Annotated in this window: 21 protein-coding genes; 10 read left to right on the forward strand and 11 right to left on the reverse strand. The window is 50.2% G+C overall.

What is annotated here, in order from left to right:
* Positions 1-5: 5 nt before the first annotated feature.
* Positions 6-833, reverse strand: a complete 828-nt coding sequence (locus KJS65_RS19345) for an ABC transporter ATP-binding protein (RefSeq protein ID WP_213651504.1) — start codon at positions 831-833, stop codon at positions 6-8.
* A gap of 162 nt (positions 834-995) precedes the next feature.
* The gene (gene cls / locus KJS65_RS19350) at positions 996-2,501 is read right to left on the reverse strand and encodes a cardiolipin synthase (protein ID WP_213651505.1); all 1,506 of its coding nucleotides are present in this window, start codon (positions 2,499-2,501) and stop codon (positions 996-998) included.
* A gap of 233 nt (positions 2,502-2,734) precedes the next feature.
* On the opposite strand from cls, the gene KJS65_RS19355 reads away from it, so the two are divergent.
* From KJS65_RS19355 to KJS65_RS19385, 7 genes are all read left to right on the forward strand, one after another.
* Positions 2,735-3,334 (forward strand): TetR/AcrR family transcriptional regulator, encoded by a 600-nt coding sequence (locus tag KJS65_RS19355; protein WP_213651506.1) that lies wholly within the window; start codon positions 2,735-2,737, stop codon positions 3,332-3,334.
* A 13-nt stretch (positions 3,335-3,347) separates the two neighbouring features.
* Positions 3,348-3,692: a DMT family transporter gene (locus tag KJS65_RS19360; protein ID WP_213651507.1), complete on the forward strand. Its 345-nt coding sequence runs from the start codon at positions 3,348-3,350 to the stop codon at positions 3,690-3,692.
* On the forward strand, positions 3,692-4,006 hold the full coding sequence (locus tag KJS65_RS19365) for a DMT family transporter (RefSeq protein WP_213651508.1): 315 nt from the start codon (positions 3,692-3,694) through the stop codon (positions 4,004-4,006). Before KJS65_RS19360 ends, KJS65_RS19365 begins: the two co-directional genes overlap by 1 nt.
* Positions 4,007-4,070: 64 nt before the next feature.
* On the forward strand, positions 4,071-4,517 hold the full coding sequence (locus tag KJS65_RS19370) for a carboxymuconolactone decarboxylase family protein (protein WP_213651509.1): 447 nt from the start codon (positions 4,071-4,073) through the stop codon (positions 4,515-4,517).
* Between the two features lie 210 nt (positions 4,518-4,727).
* The gene (gene sigJ / locus KJS65_RS19375) at positions 4,728-5,642 is read left to right on the forward strand and encodes an RNA polymerase sigma factor SigJ (RefSeq protein WP_213651510.1); all 915 of its coding nucleotides are present in this window, start codon (positions 4,728-4,730) and stop codon (positions 5,640-5,642) included.
* A gap of 344 nt (positions 5,643-5,986) precedes the next feature.
* Positions 5,987-6,907 (forward strand): TetR/AcrR family transcriptional regulator, encoded by a 921-nt coding sequence (locus KJS65_RS19380; protein WP_213651511.1) that lies wholly within the window; start codon positions 5,987-5,989, stop codon positions 6,905-6,907.
* A gap of 42 nt (positions 6,908-6,949) precedes the next feature.
* A complete protein-coding gene (locus tag KJS65_RS19385) occupies positions 6,950-10,138 on the forward strand; it encodes an efflux RND transporter permease subunit (RefSeq protein ID WP_213651512.1) in 3,189 nt (1,062 codons plus the stop codon).
* Positions 10,139-10,267: 129 nt separating this feature from the next.
* On the opposite strand, the gene KJS65_RS19390 is transcribed toward KJS65_RS19385, so the two are convergent.
* Entirely contained in the window at positions 10,268-10,957 is a 690-nt protein-coding gene (locus KJS65_RS19390) for a TorD/DmsD family molecular chaperone (RefSeq protein WP_213651513.1), read from the reverse strand.
* Positions 10,958-11,138: 181 nt separating this feature from the next.
* A complete protein-coding gene (mobA, locus tag KJS65_RS19395; protein WP_213651514.1) occupies positions 11,139-11,780 on the reverse strand; it encodes a molybdenum cofactor guanylyltransferase in 642 nt (213 codons plus the stop codon).
* A gap of 187 nt (positions 11,781-11,967) precedes the next feature.
* On the opposite strand from mobA, the gene KJS65_RS19400 reads away from it, so the two are divergent.
* Complete coding sequence (locus KJS65_RS19400) at positions 11,968-13,215, forward strand: MFS transporter (RefSeq protein WP_213651515.1); 1,248 nt, start codon at positions 11,968-11,970, stop codon at positions 13,213-13,215.
* A 67-nt stretch (positions 13,216-13,282) separates the two neighbouring features.
* Here the strand turns inward: KJS65_RS19400 and KJS65_RS19405 are convergent, their stop codons facing one another.
* Positions 13,283-14,980: a glutamine--tRNA ligase/YqeY domain fusion protein gene (locus KJS65_RS19405; RefSeq protein WP_213651516.1), complete on the reverse strand. Its 1,698-nt coding sequence runs from the start codon at positions 14,978-14,980 to the stop codon at positions 13,283-13,285.
* Positions 14,981-15,227: 247 nt separating this feature from the next.
* On the opposite strand from KJS65_RS19405, the gene KJS65_RS19410 reads away from it, so the two are divergent.
* Positions 15,228-15,776: a GNAT family N-acetyltransferase gene (locus KJS65_RS19410; protein ID WP_213651517.1), complete on the forward strand. Its 549-nt coding sequence runs from the start codon at positions 15,228-15,230 to the stop codon at positions 15,774-15,776.
* A 121-nt stretch (positions 15,777-15,897) separates the two neighbouring features.
* Here KJS65_RS19410 and KJS65_RS19415 read toward each other — a convergent pair whose 3' ends face one another.
* The 6 genes from KJS65_RS19415 to KJS65_RS19440 all read right to left on the reverse strand — a co-directional run bounded on the left by KJS65_RS19415 (position 15,898) and on the right by KJS65_RS19440 (position 23,170).
* Positions 15,898-16,560, reverse strand: coding sequence for an MOSC domain-containing protein (locus tag KJS65_RS19415; protein ID WP_213651518.1), 663 nt, complete (start codon positions 16,558-16,560; stop codon positions 15,898-15,900).
* Between the two features lie 126 nt (positions 16,561-16,686).
* Positions 16,687-17,472: an SDR family oxidoreductase gene (locus tag KJS65_RS19420; protein ID WP_213651877.1), complete on the reverse strand. Its 786-nt coding sequence runs from the start codon at positions 17,470-17,472 to the stop codon at positions 16,687-16,689.
* Positions 17,473-17,883: 411 nt separating this feature from the next.
* Entirely contained in the window at positions 17,884-18,393 is a 510-nt protein-coding gene (locus KJS65_RS19425; protein WP_213651519.1) for a GNAT family N-acetyltransferase, read from the reverse strand.
* A gap of 61 nt (positions 18,394-18,454) precedes the next feature.
* Positions 18,455-19,681: an MFS transporter gene (locus KJS65_RS19430; protein WP_213651520.1), complete on the reverse strand. Its 1,227-nt coding sequence runs from the start codon at positions 19,679-19,681 to the stop codon at positions 18,455-18,457.
* Positions 19,682-19,932: 251 nt separating this feature from the next.
* A complete protein-coding gene (locus tag KJS65_RS19435) occupies positions 19,933-22,029 on the reverse strand; it encodes a molybdopterin-containing oxidoreductase family protein (RefSeq protein WP_374706199.1) in 2,097 nt (698 codons plus the stop codon).
* Between the two features lie 307 nt (positions 22,030-22,336).
* Positions 22,337-23,170 carry a formate/nitrite transporter family protein gene (locus KJS65_RS19440; RefSeq protein ID WP_213651521.1) on the reverse strand — a complete coding sequence of 278 codons (834 nt, stop codon included), beginning with the start codon at positions 23,168-23,170 and terminating at the stop codon, positions 22,337-22,339.
* Positions 23,171-23,468: 298 nt separating this feature from the next.
* Between KJS65_RS19440 and KJS65_RS19445 the strand changes: the two genes are divergently transcribed.
* Complete coding sequence (locus KJS65_RS19445; protein ID WP_213651522.1) at positions 23,469-24,122, forward strand: SDR family oxidoreductase; 654 nt, start codon at positions 23,469-23,471, stop codon at positions 24,120-24,122.
* Positions 24,123-24,180 lie beyond the last annotated feature (58 nt).

The following is a 24,180-nucleotide window of genomic DNA, read 5'->3' on the forward strand; positions in this document are numbered from 1 at the left end:
CGCGTTTATTTCTCACATACGGCCTTCAACTGACAGCGTTCTCCGCATATACGGCCTTTACCGTGCGGAACGCACATCGGAGTGCCAAAGATCGGATCCTCTGCGATCATGCAGTCCATACAGAATACTTCCTTAACCATCTGAGGAGTCAGCACATCTTCCGGAGCTCCGGCGCAGTGCACTCCCTGGTCCTTGACCGCAATCATATGATCCGCATAGCGGCAGGCCAGATTCAGATCATGCAGTACCATGACAATGGTACGTCCCTGCTCGCGATTCAGTTCATACAAGAGATCCAGAACTTCAATCTGGTGGCTGAGATCGAGATAGGTCGTCGGTTCGTCCAGCAAAATCAGATCCGTATTCTGGGCAAGCGTCATGGCAATCCATGCCCGCTGACGTTGTCCGCCCGAAAGAGAATCCACTGTACGTTCCGCGAGATCGGACAGTCCTGTCATCGCCAGTGCTTCGTGGACCAGCCGTTCATCCTCTGCGCTCCATTGCTTGAGCCAGGATTGATGAGGGTACCGCCCCTGCTTCACCAGCTGGAGCACTGTCAGCCCCTCAGGCGCTGTAGGACCCTGCGGCAAAATGGCCATACTGCGTGCAACCTCTTTGGTTGAAGTGCGGTGTATTTCTTTACCGTCCAGAAGCACAGATCCGCTCTTGGGTCTGAGCAGGCGCGCCAGCGAACGCAGCAAGGTTGATTTGCCGCAGCCGTTGCTGCCGATCAGCACGGTCACTTTGCCTTCTGGGACATGAAGATTGAGGTCCTTAATTATCTCCGTATCTCCGTAACTGAGCGTCAGTGCCTCGGTTTGCAAAAGGGTCATCGCCGGTTACCTCCCCATTCTCTGTTCTTCAGTTGATAGCATTAAGTATATGTTATCCGTCACAGTGATCCTGTGAAGTATATGTCTAATAAATGATAATCATTATCACCAATAATAAAATGTCCGGGCGCCACTGTCAACTCCGGACTCAGTTCTTCCCCTTTACAAAAGCGGGGACATCAGCCGTGCGAGTGACTCCAGAAAGCGCTCGTAGATTCTTTTTTTCATAAATGTGTCAGGAACAATCTGCGTGGTCGATTTCAGATCTCGCTCAAAATCTGACACGATACGCTGAACGCTTTCCGTCTGAACCAGCAGCGCATTAACCTCAAAATTCAGGTGAAAGCTGCGCATGTCCATGTTCGCCGTACCGATCGTAGCCACTTCCCCGTCGATGATCAGCAGCTTGGAATGCAGAAAGCCCTTTTCATATTCATAAATCTTGACTCCGACATCCAGCAGCGCCGGGAAATAAGAATGCGACGCCAGAAAGGGCAGCCATTTATCCGGTTTGGACGGGAACAGGATGCGTACATCCAGGCCCGACATGGCCGCAACCCGCAGGGAGGTAAGAATATCATCATCCGGTATGAAATACGGCGTAGCCAGCCACACTGATTTTTGTGCGGAGGTAATCATGGAGAAAAAAATATTTTTAAGCGCGCGACGGTCATTGTCGGGCCCGCTTGGTATAATTTGCACGGCCCCGCTGTTCTCCTCGGACAGGAGCGGTGACAGGTATTCCGCCTCAAGCACCTGCTCGCCCGTCATGTAATGCCAGTCCTGAAGGAAAATGATCTGCAGCGTTCTCACGGCCTCGCCTTTGACGGACATATGCGTGTCGCGCCAGAATCCGTATGCGGAGCTGCGGCTCAAATATTCATCTCCCACATTCAGGCCGCCGATAAAGCCGACATTGCCGTCAACGACAACAATCTTGCGGTGATTCCGGTAATTCACTCTCGAGAGGAAGAACGCCTTCGAGCTTCCGTAAGCCACTACCTGCACCCCAGCCTCTGACATCTCGCGCAGAAATGATTTCGGCAGCTGCATACTGCCCCAGGCATCGTACATAAAGCGCACATGAACACCCGCTATGGCCTTTTCAATCAATATCCGCTGAATCCGGGTCCCAATATCATCGGCACGGTAAATGTAGTACTCCATATGGATATGATGCTTGGCCTTCTGCAGCTCCTGCAGCAGGGTGGAAAAGGTTTCTTTTCCATTCGTCAGAATCTTGGTTTCGCTCGAAAAGGATATCGGAGTCCGTGCCAGCCTCTGCGACAGACGGAGCAGCTGCTGCTGCATCGGGTTGAATCCCGAAAGATCGGGATGGACGCGCACGCTTCCCTCTTCCAGTCTCTCATATGTCTTCATGTCCTGCTCAGCCTTCTTGTTGAATTTGCGGCGTTTGAAGTAATTTTGACCGAACAAAAAATAAAAAAACAGTCCGACGACCGGCACGAGTGCAAGCAGCAGAATCCAAGCCATGGTTGAGGAAGGATTCCTGTTCTCCATAAAAATCATAAATCCGAGCGATACGACCGTCAGGGTGGAGAAAATACTGACGATGGTACCCGCCGTCTTGCCGAAGACACCAAACCCGAAATAATAAAAAGCAAATAATAACGCGGCAACAATGACAGCCTGTATTCCCCTTCTCATATCTTCCCTCACTTATAAATCACTTTTGACATAACGTTTCACTTAGAATCAGTAAACTATATTTTACATGAACCGGGCCCATCTTCCTATATGATACGGATAAAAAAGTCTTTTCGATGCACTTTTACGGAATGCAGCCGCTTTTGTTTCATTAGGAACCCTTGACAGGAAATCATATTCGTGAAAAGATAAGCCTAACGATCGTTAGGTAGTTTGGAAATGGAGGTATTGTTATGAATGCAAAACGCATGCTTTTGGATACCGCGCTTGCTCATTTTGCCCAGGAAGGTTATGAAGGAGCTTCCCTGCAGAAAATAGCGGAAGACGTAGGGATCAAGAAGCCTTCCATATACGCCCACTTCAAGGGAAAAGATGATCTGTTTCTTAGTACGCTGAAAAATGCGCTCAAGGAGGAAAAACGGCGGATCACCCGCTACTTTATCAGCCGGAAAGACCAGCCGCTGGAAAATCGCTTGTCCGAGCTGCTGGAGTTTCTGCAAGAGGAGTATACCCGCAGCAACGAAAGCAAGTTCGTGCTGCGGATGGCCTTTTTTCCGCCGTCTTCCCTCTACGATGAGGTTATGGAGCTCATTTACCCTTTCCTTGACTCCATGGAGAGAAGGGTTGTCCAGCTGATGGAGCAGTCGAAAAGGGACGGGACGGTGCACATCGTTCCATCCGAAGATGCGGCTCTTGCATATATGACGCTGACGGACGGCATCCTTGTAGAAATGGTGTATGGCGGGCTCCCGGGCGCGCAGCGAAGACTGAAAGCATCCTGGCCTATCTACTGGGCCGGCATTCAAGCATCTGATGCCCGGAAAGGATTATAAAGGAGGTAACATCATGAATCGGCATTGGTTATTTGTTATTTTAGGCGGTGTTGTGGAGGTGCTGTGGGTATCTGGCCTCAAGCATTCAAGCAGCATCCTGGAATGGATTTTGACGGCAGTCGCCATTATCATAAGCTTCTTTCTCATTGTTGAAGCGTCGAAGCATTTACCTGTGGGTACTGTTTATGCAGTCTTCACAGGCCTTGGGACGGCAGGTACGGTCGTGACCGAAATGCTCGTCTTCGGTGAGCCGTTCCGCTGGTCGAAAACGCTGCTTATTCTTTTGCTGCTGGCAGGTGTCGTCGGATTGAAGATGATTACCAGCGATGAAGGCAGTAAGAAAGGAGCGGATGTGTGATGGCTTGGGTAGCAATTGTGCTTGCAGGATTATGTGAAATTTTTGGGGTTATTGGGATGAAGGGCGTGACGCAGAAGAAGGGCTGGTCTTCTTATGCACTCATGTTTGCCTCCTTTGCCGGCAGCTTCCTGCTCCTCTCCTACGCGATGAATACGCTCCCGATGGGCACGGCTTATGCGGTATGGACCGGAATTGGAACGGTGGGCAGCACGATTGTCGGCATGTTTATATTCGGAGAGCCAAAGGAATGGCGGCGCATCCTGTTTATTGCCATGATTCTCGGTTCGGCCGTGGGACTTAAATTAATTTCTTAATTCATGTCACAAACCGGACTACTCCTTTGTCTTCTTTAAGTAAGCACAAGGGAGGAGAATTTAGATGAATGTAAGATTAAATTACCGGACTGCAAGTCCGCATGTATTTCAGGCGATGATGAATTTGCAGAAAGCCGATTCGAGCAGTGCGATCGATCCTGTGCTGCATGAGCTGATTAAGATCCGTGTATCCCAAATCAACGGATGCGCATTTTGCCTCGATATGCACGCCAAGGATCTGCTGAAGCTCGGGGATTATCAGGAGCACATCCTGCTGCTGAGCGTTTGGCGGGAAGCTCCGATATACACAGAAGCTGAGCGGGCGGCTCTGGAGCTGGCTGAAGCTGTAACACGGATTTCCGAAAAGGGCGTACCGGACGCAGTATATGAGCGCGCTCGGGAATATTTTGATGAAAAAGAATTCATGGAGCTCATCTTAGCCATCAATACAATCAACAGCTGGAACCGGAACGCGATATCAACAGGCATGTTCCCGGGATGCTTTGCCTGATTAATGGGAGCAGGGGAACCGGTTCCCTTGCATATCAAGAAACCCTGTCCTTTTATAAGGCGCAGGGTTTCTTACTGTTTGCGGAGTAATGATGATGAAATGCTCATGGCTGTACGAGTATAATGATGATTATAGAATTCGTTCGCAAATCGGTGTTAAACACAGACAACAACGGCCGCATCTGGTCGGCGGAAGCTAGGAGGCTTACGGATGACTGAGAAAACAGAAATCGAATCGCTTTACCGCACTTACCGCACCTACGGACTGTCCATTGCCTACCGCATGCTGGGTACGTTCACCGATGCGGAGGACATCATTCAGGATCTTTTTGCAGAACTTGCGGTTAAAAATATGGCTGATGTTCAAAACATGAAAGCCTATATCGCGAAGTCCGTGACCAACCGCTGTTTGAACCTGCTGCACTCGGCAAAGAAAAAGCGGGAGGAGTATATCGGAGAGTGGCTGCCGGAACCGGTCACCGGGACAGCCGAGCTCCCTGAGCTTGCCGCGGAGCAAAAGGACACCCTGTCCTATGCCTACCTGCTGATGCTGGAGCGGCTCGGACCGGTGGAACGTGCGGTCTTCCTGCTGCGTGAGGTGTTTGAGTACGACTATGGGCAGATCGCGGATATGACGGGCAAGACGGAGGCCAACTGCCGCAAAATTTTCAGCAGGGCGAAGCAGCAGCTTAAAGGGAGTGAAATCCCCTCCACTCCGATTGCACAGGGGCAGCGGAAAGCGATGGTGGAGCGATTCGCCAATGCCTTTCTACATTATGATCCCGAGACGCTGCTCAGTCTGCTGACGGAAGACGCGGTTCTGATTTCCGACGGCGGAGGCGTAGCGCGTGCAGCCATCCGGCCGATCGTCAGCCGTGAACGTCTCCTGAGGCTTTTTACATCATCCAAAGCTTACCGGGATATGCGTACCTGGAATGTGCATGTGGCTGAGATCAACGGCGAGATCAATCTAGTCTATACAAGTGAGACAGAGGTTAAATCGGTGTTATGCTTTCAATTCAGCGAGTCCGGAGACCAGGTGCAGCAGTTGTATATGATCAAAAATCCGCAGAAGCTAAAGCATATGCAGACTTATCTGAGTGAATCATCTCTTGAAACCGGATAATGAGTCCTTCCCATATGACTGGCTTATTTCAAAAAAAAGAATCCAAACCTCATTTCATCCGTATACCTGTATGTGAGCCGCCATTCTGGCGGTTTTTTGTTACGGATATGAAGAATCCTTAGCCACTCTGCTAAACCACCCCCACAACCTCGGCTGATAGCTCTAACCGAATCTGCCGGAGGACGTCAAAAGACGTTATTCTTTTTATCTCCACGCTTGCCTAATAACTGGAAACCATGAAGCGACACCGTAGATTTGTATCTACCCTGCCTTTTGTAATATAATCATTTTGACTACACGGTCATATTGAGAACCGAAGTGTTCAGAAAGGAGTGAATGTTCATTTGTCTGAGAAACTGGCGGACAAAAAGAAGCAGATTCTGAAGACCGCTCTGCAGCTGTTTTCCACCAAAGGGATATCATCTACCTCTATGCAGGAAATCGCGGAGTACTGCGGTATGTCCAAAGGAAGCCTTTATTTGCACTTTAAGTCCAAGGAAGAGCTTGAGCAGAGTATTTATCTGTACTGCGAGGGGATGATCCGTGACAGTGTCATGCAGGTGGAGCAGGAGCATCTTCTGACTCCCAAAGAACAGCTTCACAAGCAGGTTGAAGTTCTTTTGAACCGTCTGGTTGAGCTGCGGGAATTCGTCATGATGCAGATGCGTGACCAGCATATGGGCGGCAAGAAGCCCGCTCTGGACGGATGCCTCCGCGAGAAGCATATGCATGCGCTGAATTGGTTCCATAACAAGCTGATCCTGATTTACGGACAGGATGTACAGCCGTATACCATGGACCTTACCCTGTTCGTCAGCGGGATGCTCAGCGGTTATATCCGAATGCTGATGATTCCAGGGTTACCGCTGAACGTACGCAGAATGGCAGAGCATCTGATCACGCTTCTGGATGATGTGGTTGCCAGCACGCTCCGCGTGCGCAAGGAACCACTTATATCCACGCAGATTTGGTCACAATGGATGGAGAAGTATATGGACGCTTCCGGCAGCCCGCGTCATCCCCTGATGGTAACCAAGCAGATGAAAGATAAGCTGAAGGAGATCGACATGGATGAGGCAAGGCGGGAATTCGCGCTCGATTCCATTCAGATTATTGAAAAGGAACTACTGGATATTGAGCCGCGTAAGGCCATTCTGATCGGAATGATGAGCAATCTGGAACAGATACCGGAGCTCTCGCCGATGAGTGAAGAACTGAAGGAGATTTACCTGCTTTATGTAAACTCAAGAACTGACCGTTCATGAACGTATTTGAAAGGTATATAGAGAGGAGTAGAAACCTGCGAAATGAAAGGAATTATTAATTTCTCACTAAATAATAAATTTGCTGTCTGGATACTGACCGTCATCGTGGCAGCAGCCGGACTCTACAGCGGTTTGTCGATGAAGCAAGAGACGATACCGAACATTAACATCCCTTTTCTAAGTGTCACCGCGGTTTATCCTGGGGCAGCCCCTGAAGGTGTCGTACAGGATGTAACCATGCCGCTCGAACAGCGGCTGCGCAATGTGGATGGCGTGAAGACCGTCACCTCCACCTCGATGGAGAATGCCGCCAACATTGCGATGGAGTTTGATTATGGTTCCGATCTGGACCAGGCGACCGCGGCTGTCCGTGAGGCACTGAATGAGGTGACCTTGCCTGAAGGGGCTCAGAAGCCTACCATTTCCAAATTCAGCATGAGCTCCTTCCCTGTCGTATCGCTTAGTGCATCAGACGACTCCAACGACTTGGAGAAGCTGACCAAGAACATTGAGAATCAAGTTGAGCCTGCACTCGAGAAAATTCCCGGGGTAGCCTCGATCTCCATTTCCGGGCAATATGTCAAAGAAGTGCAGCTGAAGTTTAATAAAGAAAAAATGGCCCAGCTCGGTCTTTCTGAAGATACCGTGAAGGGCATAGTCCAAGGCTCTTCCATTCGTGTCCCTCTTGGTCTGTTCACACTGGATCAGTCCTCGAAGGCCGTCGTTGTGGATGGCAATATCATCTCACTGGATGATCTGAAGAACCTGACGATTCCTGTTATTCCTAGCTCAGGCGGAGCAGCCTCCGGCGCCGGTGGTGCCCAAGGCCAAGGAGCCCCTGCTGGAGCGCAAGGTACGAACGGTGGCGCTGCCCAAGGTTCTGGAGCAGCCGTACAAGGCAATGCGGCTCAAGGCGTTCCTGCCGGCATTCCAACCGTGAAGCTGAGCGAAATCGCTGATATTCAAGTCATCGGCAAAGCAGAATCTGTCTCCCGTACGAACGGCAAGCCATCCATTGGTCTGCAGATCGTTAAAGATAATGATGCCAACACTGTGGATGTCGTCAATGCCGTGAAGGATAAAGCCACGGAACTTGAAGGCGAGTTCAAAGGCATGAACTTGACCGTTCTGCTTGACCAAGGCAAACCAATCGAAGACGCGGTATCCACGATGATGAGTAAAGCGGTATTCGGCGCTTTGTTCGCCGTCCTCATTATTCTCATCTTCCTGAGAAACATCCGCTCTACCATCATCTCGATTCTGTCCATTCCGCTCTCCCTGCTGATCGCTCTGCTGATATTGTGGAGAATGGATATCACTTTGAACATGATGACCCTGGGCGCGATGACTGTTGCCATAGGGCGTGTCGTCGATGACTCCATTGTCGTTATCGAGAATATATACCGTCGGATGACCAGCGGCGGCGAGAAGCTGCGTGGACGTGAGCTGGTTCGTGAAGCAACCCGTGAAATGTTCGTACCGATCATGTCTTCGACGATTGTTACGATCGCCGTCTTCCTGCCACTTGCCTTCGTCAGCGGCATGGTTGGCGAACTGTTCATGCCGTTTGCGCTTACGATGGTCTTCGCCCTGCTGGCATCGCTGCTGGTTGCGATTACCCTGGTGCCGATGCTTGCGCATTCCCTGTTCAAAAAAGGCATCAAAACATCCAAAAAGCATGATCATGACAAGCCCGGCAAAATGGCCCGCGGCTATCAACGCATCCTGAACTGGTCGCTGTCTCATAAGCTGATCACTTTCGGACTCGCCGTGGTCCTGCTCGTTGCAAGCTGCTTCCTGACACCGCTCATCGGCACCAGCTTCATGCCGGAACAGGAAGATAAATATGTGATGGTAACCTACTCTCCAGAGCCGGGTGCCCAGCTTGAAACGGTTGAGCAGCGTGCACTGGATGCCGAGAAGTATATTCTTGAGCAGCCAAACGTAGATAAAATGCAGTATTCCATTGGTGGAAGCGGCAATCCGATGGGTGGAGGATCTTCCTCAAACTCCGGACTCTTCTATGTTGAATATAAGAAAGACACCAAGGATTTTGAAGACGTGAAGAAGAACCTGGTCGAAGGTCTGAAAAAACAGGTCGCCAAGGGTGAATGGGCTACCATGGATATGTCCGGCGGCATGGGCGGAAGCTCACTCAGCGTCAGCGTATTCGGCAACAGCCTGGATGACATCAAGCCGGTATCCGATCAGATTCTGAAGCTGGTTGAAGCAGACAAGACCAATTTTGAAAAAGCAAAAACCAGCCTGTCCAAAGCCTATGATCAGTACACCATTGTCGCTGACCAGCAAAAGCTCAGTTCGATGGGCCTTACAGCCGGTCAAATCGCCATGAAGCTCAGCCCGGTACGGGAACGCCCTGTACTCACAGAGATCAAGGTCGATAACAAAGACTACAAAGTGTACATTGAAGCGGACAGCAAGGAATATAAGAGTGTCGATGAAATTTCGAATGAGACCCTTACATCCCCGCTCGGTATGAAGGTACCGATCAAGGATGTAGCCAAGGTTGAAAAAGGGACTTCCCCTGATACGATTACGCGCACAGACGGCAAAATGGTCGTGAACGTAACAGCCAACATCGTATCTTCGAATGTAGGTCAGGCCTCTACCGACCTGCAAAAGCAGATCGACAAAATCGATAAGCCTGACGGCGTAGAGATCAAGTTCGGCGGAACCACCGAACAGATCAATGACACCTTTACACAGCTCGGCTTGGCCATGGCAGCAGCTATCGCTATTGTGTATTTCGTGCTCGTTGTGACCTTCGGCGGCGGCCTTGCGCCATTTGCCATCCTGTTCTCCCTGCCGTTCACGATCATCGGTGCGCTTGTCGGCCTGTGGATTGGCGGAGAAACGCTAAACGTATCCTCTCTCATGGGTGCACTCATGCTGATCGGTATCGTTGTTACCAACGCCATCGTGCTGATCGACCGCGTTATTCACAAGGAACGCGAAGGCATGTCAACGCGTGAAGCCCTGCTCGAAGCAGGCGCCACCCGTCTTCGCCCGATCCTGATGACAGCTCTTGCCACCATTGGAGCTCTGCTTCCGCTGGTGTCGGGACTGGAAAACAGCGCGGGTATCATCTCCAGAGGACTTGGTATTACCGTTATCGGTGGTCTGATCAGTTCCACATTGCTGACGCTCGTCATCGTACCGGTTGTGTACGAATTCCTGATGAAGTTCCGCAAACCCAAAGTGGATGATTAAGATTTGAAGCTTTGATTATAAAAAAGGACGCGTTCCCTCCCTGCCGGGAGTGGATGCGTCCTTTTTTGTGCTGCATATTCGTTTCTGGTCAGATGATTGTACGCATGGCCCATTCAACCGGCCCACGCATCAGCCAGCCAGTTCTTCCCGCAGCAAGCGGAGCATTTGAAGATCATATGGAATAAACTCGCTCACAATATGCCCGATTTCCCGGTACAGTGGAGTGCGGGCGAGACTCGTTAACTCGTTCGAGAGACGGGGCGTCCACTGCAGCAGATGCTTCTCCAGAAAATCAATCTGCGTATCGAGCCACATCAGCTGGCACTCCGGCAAACCTTGCGCGTCATCCATATGCTCGCCCGCGACGGCTATGAACTCGAGCTCAATGGTAAGATGATCATCCTTTTCGCTCTGCAGCTTGTTAAATACAATGCCGCAGCCCGCGTAGGCTTCCCGGATTTGCTGCAGGCAGCGGTGACCGCTGCCTTGATCCGTTGTACGGTATACACTTTCGCATACACAAGGGAGAAGGGCGTCCGGACCGGTAAACAGACGCTCATATTCTTTCGTCTCCATACGGCATTCATCCGAGAGCTCGCAAGGCTCCAGCTTGCCCCAATGTTCCTGAAGCCGGCGTCCCCCTTCCGTCAGCGCCAGTTCCTCGCGCATTGCAGCCTGCCGCTGCCACAAAGCAATCTGCGACAAGCTTGGCGGATTCTCCAGAAAATCGATCAGCAGCTGATAAACCCAGCCTCTACCCTGAAGCCATTGTACCCCTTTCGCGGTGTCCAGCAGCGATTTCACAGTCATCGTCGTCATAGCTGAATCCTCCTTTATCATGGTCCATATCATAATTGTCTCCATTCTTACAGACAAGATAACGCTTTCTTCTTCCTGATTTAACCTTACCTTATCATTAGAGACTCTTATGTGATATAATTCACATAAAATGCCAAAACCACCCTTATTATTTTAAATTTTAATGGAATGTTCAAAGTTATCATTCCAATTCATTTTTATCCCGATCTTCATCCAAGGCCTGTTTATAATCTACAGGGTTATTCATGTTGAAAAATTCCCGTCCCGGATCGAGTCCCGTTTCGTTTCGAATTTCTTCCTCCGGAATATAGCAAATGTGGAGCTCTTTCAGCCAATCCGTCATACGCAGCTTATTTTCTGCAAGTGATTTCTCAAGGGAGGGGAGCGTGCTGAGATGATAGGCGGCAACCAACGGCTGGATTCTCCCCCCCACTAAGGGTATAAAGCCCTGGTACGCGGGCTCTTTTTCACCCGTCGCCCGCTTCTCAATTACTTCTTTCAGATATTTAAAGATCCCTTCGCTGACAAAAGGCAGATCACATGCCGAAACGATCACCCATGGCGTCTCCACCATACTAAGCGCAGCATGGAGTCCTGATAGCGGCCCCATCATCGGAAACAGGTCTGATACAATTTCATGTCCCAAATCTTCGTAAACCTGTGTGTCATTAGCTGAAATAATGATTCTGGATGTTACAGCAGCCATACTCTGGATCACGGATTCAATGATCATTTCTCTTCCGTTCATCCTCAGTAATGCTTTGTTCCTTCCCATCCGGCTCGACTTCCCGCCTGCCAGCACAACACCTGTCATTTCCGTCATTCCATCACTTCCTTCTATTTTTATATTTTGTTAGAAATTATATATCACCGCAAGCCATTTATCGTTTAAAATCCATACAAATGGATACTTTAACACTTATTGGTTTGTATCCCTTTTCAACAAATGATAAAGTGGGATTGGCGGCTTCTAAAAAAGCCACTGTCGATTCGCATTCGGTCGGAAAGGAATGTGCAACGTGCAGGAACTTGTAAAAAAAGAGTCCAAGCTACTGCCGCTTAAGGCTTTTAACTTTTTAATCTACGGCACCGTGGTGATCTTCACCAGCTTTTTTCAATTATACCTGCAGGATGCAGGCATGAACAAACTCGAAATCGGCAGCTTGATGGCACTGGGTCCCTTTGTGTCCCTGATCGCCAATCCTTTCTGGACATTCTGGAGTGACCGCATGCAAAATGCGAGGCGCATTCTATTATTTATGATGACTGGAACTCTTCTGCTTATTCAATTTGTATTTCATGCGGGTACGTATAATATGATTTATTTGGCAATGATACTCTTTTTCTTTTTTCAGAGTCCACTCTTTGCCCAGAGCAACACGCTCATTTTAGGCTATATCTCAGATAAACCGCAGCATTTCAGCACCTTCCGGAACTGGGGCTCCATTGGATGGGCCGTCATTGCCATCTCTGCCGGGATCCTTATCGATCAGGTTGGCATATCACGGCTGTCGTTTCTGATTACCGGCCTCCTGCTGCTGGCCATCGGTACGGTTCTGCTGCTTCCGCCGCTGAGGGCAGCCTCAGAGACACCGCCTATCCGCCTGAGAGGCTTCGGAAAAATAGTTATTAACCGCTATGTCATCGCTTTTATTGTGCTTGGCATGCTGGTTTCGGTGCCCAATTCGATGAATAATACCTTTATGTCGCTCTATATCACGGAGCTAGGCGGCTCAAAGACGATGGTTGGATTAGCCGTATTTCTGTCTTCCTTTCTGGAGGTCGCCGTACTCTTACTCTTCCACCGATATCTAAAACGCTCCCTCTCCACCCTGATCGGCTGCTTGACCCTGGTGAGCGTGCTGTTCTGTGTACGATGGCTGCTCATGGCAGGTGCCGCACATCCGCTGGAGGTTGCGATCATTCAGATCATGCACTGCCTTACCTTTGGCGGATACTTTTTCGTCGGTACCCAGGTTGTCAGCAAATTAGTGCCTCCTGTGCACCGCGCTTCGGCGCAATCCCTGTTCACCTTGACCTGGAGCGGCATCTCCGGCATGATCGGCAGTCTGGCTGGAGGCTGGTTGTTCCAGAACTTCGGTGGTCAAGCCATGTATAACATAGGCTTTATGCTGGCAATGTTCGGGGCCATAGGCTTTGGCATCATGTGGTACTGGCTCCGGTTCCAGGGGCATCACCCAAAACCCGATTCACCGGAGGAAGAGCTGGAGGAGCTGTTTGAAGAAGAATACCGCTAATAAAAAGCCAGTGCTTAGAGAATCTTCTCTCTGCACTGGCTTTTTCTATTGCATATGAACAACAAACTTATTTAGGGAGCTGGAATGAGCTCTTCATCGATACGATCAAATTAAAGACCGGCTGGCCTGGCAAAGAATATTTCGGATCCACGTTGAAATAGCCATGACGGAAGAATTGGAATTTATCCTGCGCTCCCGCTTCCTTCATCTCCGGCTCTACAAATCCATGCAGAATCTCGAGTGAGTTCGGGTTAATCTCGTCAAGGAATGACTTCTCCACTTTTCCGGCTTCTTGAGCGTCTTCCTCTGCTTCCACGGTCTCTTCTTCTTTCGGCTTGATCAGCGGCTCGTACAGACGGAATTCCGCAGGTACAGCATGGGTGGCTTCCACCCAGTGAATCGTGCCCTTCACCTTGCGTCCAGTAAATCCGGAGCCGCTTTTGGTTGCCGGATCATAGGTGCAGTGGATTTCCGTTACGTTTCCGTCTTCGTCTTTAATGAACTCATTGCACTTGATAAAGTATGCATTCTTCAAACGCACTTCGTTCCCAGGGAACAAACGGAAATATTTATTCGGCGGATTCTCCATAAAATCGTCCTGTTCGATGTAAATCTCGCGCGAGAACGGAATTTGACGGCTGCCCATGTCCGGATTTTCGGTGTTGTTTTCGGCTTCCAGCCATTCCACTTGCCCTTCAGGGTAGTTCGTGATGACCACTTTAAGCGGTTTTAACACAGCCATCGTGCGTGGTGCCTTCAGCTTCAGATCCTCACGGACGAAATGCTCCAGCATTTGCAGATCGATCAAGCCCTGGCTTTTGGAAATGCCCGTTTCATATACGAAGCTGCGGATCGCTTCCGGCGTGTAGCCGCGGCGGCGGAGTCCCGAGATCGTCGGCATGCGCGGGTCGTCCCAGCCATCCACAATCTTTTCATCCACCAACAGCTTCAGCTTGCGCTTACTTGTGAGCGTCTGGGCCACATTCAAGCGTCCGAACTCATATTGATGCGGCGTGCTCGGCATTTCGCATTCTGCAATCACCCAGTCATAAAATGGACGTTGGTCCTCAAACTCCAGTGAGCAGAGGGAATGCGTCACACCCTCAATCGCATCTTCCAGTGGATGGGCAAAGGTGTACATTGGGTAGATGCACCACTTATCTCCCGTGTTATGATGAGCGACGTGAGCAATTCGGTAAATGACGGGATCACGCAGATTGATATTCGGCGAGCTCATGTCAATTTTGGCACGGAGCACCTTTTCGCCATCCTTGAATTCACCGGCACGCATGCTGCGGAACAGCCCGAGGTTCTCCTCTATGCTGCGGTCCCGGTAGGGGCTGTTTTGTCCAGGCTCGGTCAAGGTTCCGCGCGTTTCACGGATTTGGTCGGCGCTTTGGTCATCCACATAGGCTTTGCCCTTTTGGATCAGCAGCTCGGCACGTTTGTACATTTCTTCAAAATAATCCGATGCGAAGCGCTTCTTTGTCCAGTCGTAGCCCAGCCATTTTACGTCTTCCTCTATAGAATTAACGTATTCCACATCTTCTTTCATCGGGTTTGTATCATCAAAGCGGAGGTTCGTTGAACCGCCGAATTCCTGCGCAAGTGTAAAGTTAATCCAGATGGCCTTGGCATGTCCGATATGCAAATAACCGTTAGGCTCCGGCGGAAAGCGGGTAATCACTTTCTGGACTTTGCCGGACTCCAGGTCATCTGTAATTACGTTTTTAATAAAATTGGAGGGGGTGCTTGGTTTCTCCACAGTAATCAACCTTTCATCCTGAATTATGTCCGCCCTAATAGAATGAAACGATAGCAGTTTCCTGCTCCACTCTATATCTATTCTGTATAAGCGTGTTTCATTTAAATATACCTGTAATGACCGGATAGTTCAATGATTCGGCCTTTTCTGCTTTGACGGAGGCTTTTGAATAGGGTAGCATGGAAACGAAAACCAAAAAGCGCGGCAAACCGTATCATCTCATCTTCCATAGAAAGAAGGTCTGTATATGTTTACATATCCTCTGGACGATCATATTGAACTGCAGCCTCTGGCTTTGCAGCATGCACGCCCCCTGTTTATCCTGACCAACCGTTCACGCGATACGCTGCGCGAGTGGCTCCCTTGGGTCGATGCCATTACCGAGGTGGATCATACCGCAAATTTTGTGAGAAACGCCATTAAGCAGGGAGCCGAGAACGGCGCCATATCTTCAGGCATCTGGGTGCAGGGAGAACTTGCAGGTATGATCAGCTTTCATGAAATCAACTGGCATAACCGCTCGGTCAGTATTGGCTACTGGCTCGGACAGGAATATGTCGGTCAAGGCATCATGAGCAGCGCCTGCCGGGCTTTCGTGGATTACGCGCTGATGGAGCTTGACCTGAACCGCGTGGAAATCCGTTGTGCCACGGGCAACCTGCGCAGCCGGGCCATACCGGAGAGATTGGGCTTTGTTCTGGAGGGTATCGTCCGCGAAGCCGAGCTGCTGCCGCAGGGCTTTGTGAACCACGCCATCTACGGCATGATTCAAAGCGAGTGGAAACTGCTGAGATAATGCTTCCTTCATGTTAAAAAGCCGCCCATGCCGGATGAACGTATCTGGCAGGAACGGCTTTTTTAGTTAAAAGATTCTGTTCGCAGCTTGCATGATGCAAAGGCAAAAAGCACTCTGGACCTTAGGTCTCCTGCAGCCACTCGGTAAACGATTCCTTCACATTCGCTGCCAGTGCATCCACTTCGAGCATCCGCTTCAGCTGTTCCCGGTCCGCCTGCCGGCGGCCAAGGGATTGCTGCTTGAGTACGGAAGCCACCGTAACCTGCATGGGGTGGGATGAGCGCTTCACAATGACAGATTCATTGCTTAAGCGTCCCTCCTGCAAAATGCGCAGATAAAAGCCGCTGTAACCGGTATCCAGTACCCGCGCCGGAAAGTCCTTGACCGCATGCTTGCTCGAAATTTTAAAGCATGGAAAACGCGGCTGGCTAACCTGTACCACAACTTCTCCAATCTCGAAAATATCCCCGATGCAAACTGCCGTCTCAAGCAGTCCCGTCACGGTCAGATTCTCGCCGAATGCGGAATAATCCAGCTTCTTATCAAGCTGATCTTCCCAGTATGCGTAATGCTCATAGGGATAGACGCATACAGCTTTATCGGCACCGCCGTGATGTTTGAGATCCGCCTGTCCGTCTCCATCCATTTGCGTGCGCCCCACGAACACTTCGCCTTGAACAGGATGCTTGTATATACCGGTTGTCAGCGGCTTTCCCAAATATTCCACCGTAATGGGCTTGCCGGTATTTACGGACACGATGCCGTACCTGCCGTTCTCCTCCATCCTTATCCGTCCCCTTGTATGTATTTTAAATCCCATCATACCAAAAGAAGACTCAACATCTCAAAGGAAATTTGAAGCGGCTGCCTGAACATAATACCGGATATCTATAACAATCAATGCCGAAGGCTATAGGGCTTCAACCAGCCCGCCGTCGACCACAAGTGTACTGCCAGTAATATACGTGTTGGCTCCGGACAACAGAAAAACGACAGCTTTGGCAAATTCCTCAGGCTCTCCGTAACGTCCGAGCGGAATTTCCTGTTGTGACTGTTCCTTCATCTGCTCGGCCGTAATGCCCTTCGCTTCGGCTTTGCTTTCGTCCAGCTTCTGGATGCGATCTGTGGCAATTCGGCCAGGGGCTACCGTGTTCACCAGTATCCCGTATTGTGCCAGCTCTTGCGACAGGGTCTTGCTCATGCCCGCCACACCTGTACGGAAGGTGTTAGAGAGAATAAGTCCAGGAATCGGCTGCTTGATCGAGCTTGACGTCAAATTGACGATATGGCCGCCTTTTTCCTTCATATGGGGCAGCGCACAGCGAATCGTACGTACGTAGCTAAGAAGATTCAGCTGGAACGCCTTCTCCCAATCCTCGTCCGTAAAAGATTCAAACGTACCTGATGGCGGGCCGCCTGCATTATTGACCAGAATATCGATATGGCCAAACGTTTCGGCTGTATACCGGATTAAGCCTTCTACCTCATGCGGAATCGTAATATCCGCCGCGTAGTACTCGACTTGCCCGCTTCCGAGCTGCTGCAGCTCCTGCTGTACCGCCTCAAGCTTATCGTCGCTGCGGCTGCTGATCATCACATCCGCTCCCTCTTTCACAAGCTCTGCGGCAATTGCCTTGCCCAGACCCTGGCTGGAGGCGATGACCAGCGCCTTTTTGCCTTGAAGATGCAAATCCATCATGACAACCCCTTTTCCTAATATATGAATTATAGTTCTTTTATTTTTATTTGGAATGCTGCTATTTTCCCTAATTTTAAAAATACAGTTACCTTACATTACACTTCTTCCCTTTGGAGCAAACAGGAAATTTCTGCAAACCGGGTTTGCGTCTGTTGCTAAAAGAACCTTCACTTCGTGAAAGGTCCATCCATCTACTCTATTCAATTAAGAATAAGTCCGTCACTGAAAAATATCAAATTCCGGTCATTTATCCATAAAATATAGCGTCCAAAAATTCTTCACATCCCCGACCTTCGACCTAAATTGCTCCCGACAAAAAAACCACCCGGCAAATAATCGCAGCCGGGCGGTTTTATGATGATTTTAGTAAGAAGGATGCAGGCCAAGTCCCCATTCATACAGTAAGAATTAATCCTTTTTCCCATCCAGAAAAAAGCTCATCCAGATGTCATCGACGTATCTGTCTCCGATCCAAAATTCCTCTATCAGACGCCCTTCCTCCACAAACCCGCATTTGCGATAAAAGGCTATAGCGCCAGGATTAGTAGAGAGGACGCGGAGCCTTAGCTTCAGCTTCCCTTCTTGCGCAGCCCATGTCTTGGCCGCCCCAATCAATCGTGCGCCGATCCCTTCACGCTGATATGCGGGATGCACGGCAATGTTGATCTCGTACACATGTCTGTTGCCGGACAGGTTCGTCGGATGACGGAAGCCGACATACCCGCATAGGGTCCCATCCGCCTCAGCCACGAGCTGCGACGCCGGAGGACAATGCTGAAGGAAATCCTCCCTGGATGGCCAGAGCACCGGCTCCGGGGCTGTCCGGTCTGTCCATACCAGCGCATCGATGTCCATCAGAGCCTGTGCATCCTTCATTTGAGAAAGCCTGATCGTAAGTAGCTGCTCATGAAGCTTCATGGTTCACACCTCTTTTTCAGGAAACTTGCAGAAACTGGCCGTTTGCCGGAAATGTCCCGTATTAACTGCTTAATGATTCGGTCAGCGCGCGTTCAGCCGCTCTGTTCCGCGCCGAGTGAATGACGAAGAAAACAACGGCAACGACAGCGATGACGATGGAGAGCCAAGCCACCGGCTGAAGTCCTCCCTGGTCATATAGTATACCCATGAAATAAGGCCCGACCATGCGGCCAACCGCGGTCATGCCGCCTGTCAGACCGATATAGAACGGAGCTGCCTTAAAGGCATGATCCGATATAAAAGCAGGCACCGCTGGAGATATAAGCATTTCTCCCAAGGTGGCGAGCACCATCGCGAGCACCATCCCGGAATAGCTTGGAAGCAGCAGAATGACGATGTAGGCTGCCAGGTAGAAGATGCCGCTTGACGTCATTTGCGACGATGACTCTTTGGCAAACCAGCGTTTGATCAGCGTCGTCACGGGCTGCGCAACGAAAATCAATATCCCGTTCAGTGTCCAAAGGAAGCCGTAGGAGCTCTTGTTCATACCCTCGGATATAATATGCGGCGATACCCCTGTGTTCCAGATCGAGTTACCAAACCACAGAAACAGGGATCCTAAACCCAAATACAAATAAATCCGAGTATTGCCAAGCAGCGCCGGAATGCCGTCCTTCGCTTCGGTTTTGAGCTTTTTCTCCAGGTGCACAGGTCCATCCTGCTTGTCCAGCCGATTCAGATAATTCAGGAAGAACATCGCGAATACGGCGGAGGTGACCCCGTTCAGAACAAAGGTTAAATGGTAGGACACATCGGCGAGAAAACCGCTGAGCGCCGTTCCGAGCGCCACACCGATATTATTAGCTACATAAATCACATTGAACAGCTCGCCCCGCCGGTCGGCAAAACGGAAACCGACAAATGCCTGAATGGCTGGCATGGAGACGGCGTTGCAAAGTCCGATAAAACCCATCATCACCATATATATAACCCAGTATGAGCTGATAAAAGGCAGTGTGAATAGTCCGAGCGCATTCAGCGCTAAAGAGCCGACGATAAGCTTTTTCACCCCTACACGGTGATAGAGCGCCCCGCCAAGCAGCTGTCCAATGATGCCGCCAAAGGCCTGAATCATCACGACCAGTCCAGCATCCGCCATACTTCGTCCCAGCTCGTCAAAAACATACATTGTGGTAAGCGGCCACATCAGCGATCCACCGGCGGAATTGATTAGGCTGGCTGCGAGAAAGATTTTGACTTCCTTCGGATAGGATTGCAAAAATTTCATATATTTTTTTCTCCTGTTATGCAAATCAATTTCATAATACCTTAAGCCGCTTCAATCAAGGATATATATAGATCCAAACGGTTTTATTGGTCTATATATAGTTTCATTTTTATCGTTTTAGTGCGTTATGAAATGGATTCATGCAAATTACTATTGAAGACACTAAAAGCCCCGAGGGGCTTTTAAGAACATATTCACGGTTGATGTCCCTGAACCAGTATCCTTCATAATTGAAGTCCCGGCAATAGACCTCACTGACGCTTTACTTGGGCAACGGTAGAAAAGAAAGTGGCTCCGCCGCCCATGTCCGCCAGCCTGTCAGGGGTCAAGGCATTGGCCCGCTGCTTGCGGCCTTTGCCATCCCACCATAATCCCTGGCTGATGACGGTCCCCGGCAGCATCTTATCCGTGACCATGGCCTTAAGCTCCAGCTGTCCGCGCTGGTTATAAATAACAACCGGGTCGCCATCACTGATGCCGCGCTCAGAGGCATCCTCCGGATGGATCTGCAGCTGGGGCTCCTTCTCCAGCCGCTGATGCTTCTCCACATTGGCAAAGGTGGAATTCAAAAAGTTATGGTTGGGCGGCGAGATGAACATGAGCGGATAAAGATCGTCCTTACCCGGACGGCTGACACCGTCATATCCTTCTTGCAGCGGAACATATTCCGGAAGCGCGGGCATACCGGCTTCTTGCATCGCTGCAGAGTACAGCTCTATTTTGCCTGAAGGTGTGCTTAACCGCTCCAGATACGTTTCTTGCGGAGACATGTCCAGCTTCACGAAACGCTTCTCTTTTAATGCTTCGAGTGTAACGCCGTTCAAATAAGGATTCGCTGGATAATCGAGCGCGCCGGCAATCATCTCTTCCGGAGATTCGGAAAAAGCCTTATCGTCCAGTCCCATCGCGCGGCCCAGCATCGCGAACAATTCCACGTTCCCCTTAGATTCGCCTACTCTTTCAATAACCGGCTCCTGCAGCTGGATATAATGATGCCAGTATGAACCATACAGATCCGTCGTCTCGAAGGTCGAGGCCGCAGGCAGCACGATGTCTGCATATTTGGCCGTATCCGTCATGAAGAGATCATGCACCACTGTAAACAGGTCCTCCCGTGCAAAACCCGCCTGTACACGCTCTGTATCCGGTGCGACAACCAGCGGATTACTGCAATAGACGAATATGGATTTAACCGGCTCTTCCACCATTTCCAGCGCTTCCCCGATCCGGTTCATACTAATGCTGCGCGCCTGCTGGTTTGGCCGCAGATCCGGCCGTTCCAAATAGCTGCTGTCCATGGCATTATAGCCGCCGTTGGTTTTCACCGCTCCGCCGCCCTTTTTCAGCCACTGGCCGGTCAGAGCCGGCAGGCAGGAGATGCTGCGCACATTCATGCCGCCATTGTCATGATGCTGAAGTCCATTTCCTATCGCGATATACGAGGTGGAGGCTTCACCGTACATAGATGCCAGCTTCTCGATATCTTCTGCCGATACTCCTGTAATAGCCGAAACATGAGCAGGTGTATAGCTCTTGGCATGCTCGCGAAGCTCTTCATAACCTACCGTGTAACGCTTCATAAAAGCTTCGTCCGTGTGTCCATCGCGAAACAGGATATGCATAACACCAAGCGCAAGTGCCGTATCCGTCCCGGGGTATATAGGAATAAACCAATCCGCCCACTGGGCCGTGCGGTTTTTATGCACGTCGATGACAATGACCTTGGCGCCGCGTTTGCGCGCCTTCTCGGCATAGACCACCTGGTGCATGTTCGTGCTCATGAGGTTGCCGCCCCAGACGATGATCAGATCCGCAAACTCCGTATCCTCCGGTGACGTCCCGCCCTTAAAGCCCATTGTATATTTCCAGCCGGCATTCCCGGCAGCATTGCATATTCCCTGATCCAGCTGACTCGCACCCAGCGCATTGAAAAACCGCCGGTCCATGCCGTCTACGCTGAGGATGCCCATATTGCCGTAAAAACTGTAAGGCAATATGGACTCCGGTCCATATTCCGCGATCAGCTCGCGATACCGGCCTGTGATTTCATCAACCGCTTCCTCCCAAGAAATGCGGGTGAATTCACCCGAACCCTTCGGACCTGTCCGTTTCAAAGGGTATAGAATACGTTCATTATGATAAATCCGCTCCGTCATATTACGAACCTTGTTACATATGGCTCCCTGCGTCACCGGATGTTCCGGATTGCCTGTCACCTTCACGATTTTACCATCTTTCTTATGCAGCAAGAGGCCGCATGTGTCCGGACAATCCAGCGGGCAAACCGCCGGAAACACGCCATCCTTCTGTTCAATCATTCCCGCTCCACTCTCCTCTGAATTTCCCATGATAACACTCTCTTCTTTCATCTTAATCGGCAGAGGAAAAATGCGCAAAGAAAATCGAATGATGTTGTTTCACTTCTTAAGCATCCGGGTAATCATCAAATAAGAGCATAAAGCATGGGACGATCTTTCGTTCCGCCAGCTATGCCATATCATGGACCACTCCCAAAAATTTGCCATGTTAAAGTTTCGTTCCCCCGAACTTTATCATGGCGAATTTGTTTTGATGCCGAAGATCAAGCTTTCCCCATACAAAAGACCGGACGTTCCCTCAGGGAATGACCGGCCTTTTTGAGTTGCAGAAATCTTTTTATGCATGCTTGCGCATTCCTCCGGCAGCTTTGCGATCTGCTCTCTGCGCCGGAGCAGCCGGCTTGGCATCACGAAGGTATGAAGTCCAATATGCAGCGGCGACAAATACCACCCCGCCAACAAGGTTCCCAAGCAGCACGGGAATAAAGTTCATAACATAATCGCCCCATGTAAAATGTCCCGCAAAAATCGCTGCCGGAATGAGGAACATGTTCGCAACAACGTGCTGAAATCCAATGGCGACAAAAGCCATGGTCGGAAACCAAATCCCCAAGATTTTACCGCTCAAGCTATCCGACGCATAGCACAGCCATACAGCCAGTGCCACCAGCCAGTTGCACCCGATACCCGAGACAAAAGCCTGCAGGAAGCTGTCATCCAGCTTATGTCCTGCCATATCCACCAGTTTATCCAGATAAGGGCCGCTTTCCGTAAGCCCGTTCACATGACCGAAAAAATAGGCCACAAACAATGCGCCGACAAAGTTGGCTGCAAGCACCAGCACCCAATTTTTCAAAAGCTCGAGCGTCGTAATCTTTTTTGCCATTCGGGCCAAGGATACGACCATCATATTCCCCGTGAGCAGCTCACCACCCGCCAGCAGCACCAGAATCAGGCCTGTTGGAAAGACAGCAGCCCCAATGAATCCCGCGAAGGACCCCCATTCTTTCGGAGCGCTTGCAATGACACGGATATCCAGCAGGAACCCTAGCGCAATAAACGCTCCGGCCAAAAAACCCAGTACCAGTACGGATAACAGCGGATTATGTGCCTTCTTGATTCCTGTTTCCACGGTGAGTTCAGCAATTTGCTGAGGTTTGTAGGAAGCCATAATGTCCTCTCCTTTGCATACACCTATAGAAGCTTTAACTTATTTAAAATTTAATCTGCACAGATTTAAACGAATCAGGCATTCGGATATATTCTTCTGGTCTGCTCTTCATTTTTATTGTAATGGAATACTTGATTTTAATATGTGAAAATAATCACATATTAGTTACAATAAAGGAATATTCTATCTATGGCGGGCCCTAATTATATGATTTACTTGATTGGTTTTTGACAGAAGCCCCTTCTATGCTTAAAGGACAAGTGAGGATGGGTAAAATGATCATGGAGGTGTTGAAGCGATGACAACGGTATTTGTAGCAGGTGCCCACGGCCAGACCGGCGGGAGAATTGTCAAAGAACTGGTAAAGGCGGGCTATGATGTGCGCGGGCTGGTGCGGAGCACCGAGCATCAGCGTAACGTAGAGGCAGTCGGTGCCACTGGCTATCTGGGTGATTTATCCGAATCGTTTTCCGATGGATTGAAGGGGGCCGATGTCGTGATTTGCGCGGTTGGTGCCGGAGCCAATGGTGACCCCGAGCATGTGGATCATGTGGGAACCGTAAGATTGATCGAGCAGTGCGTACTGGACAAGATTCCCCGGTTCGTTCTGATCAGCTCTATGGGTACGATGAATCCGGATGATATGCCTGCATTCCTCAAGCCATTTCTCATTGCCAAACGCAAAGCCGAGAAGGTGCTTGAAGAGAGCGGCATGGTGTACACCATCATCCGGCCGGGGGGACTGACCAATGAGCCGGCGTCCGGCAATGTCATGGCTGCACCGCATCTTGCCGAATCCGGCCGCATTTCCCGGGATGATGTCGCCGCTGCTGTCGTTCTTTCTCTTAGCATGGATGAAACCCGGAACCGATCTTTTGATTTGGTGGCAGGTATGGAACCTTTGGAAAAAGCACTCACGAGCCTGATCAACACAGGCAAATCAGGTGCGTAACAGGTAATTCTTGCATCTGCGGTAAAATAAAAAACCAGCTCCTCACTGCATCAACCAT

Origin of the sequence: Paenibacillus sp. J23TS9 (assembly GCF_018403225.1) — a bacterium.
In the GTDB taxonomy this organism is placed as follows: Bacteria; Bacillota; Bacilli; order Paenibacillales; family Paenibacillaceae; genus Paenibacillus_AQ.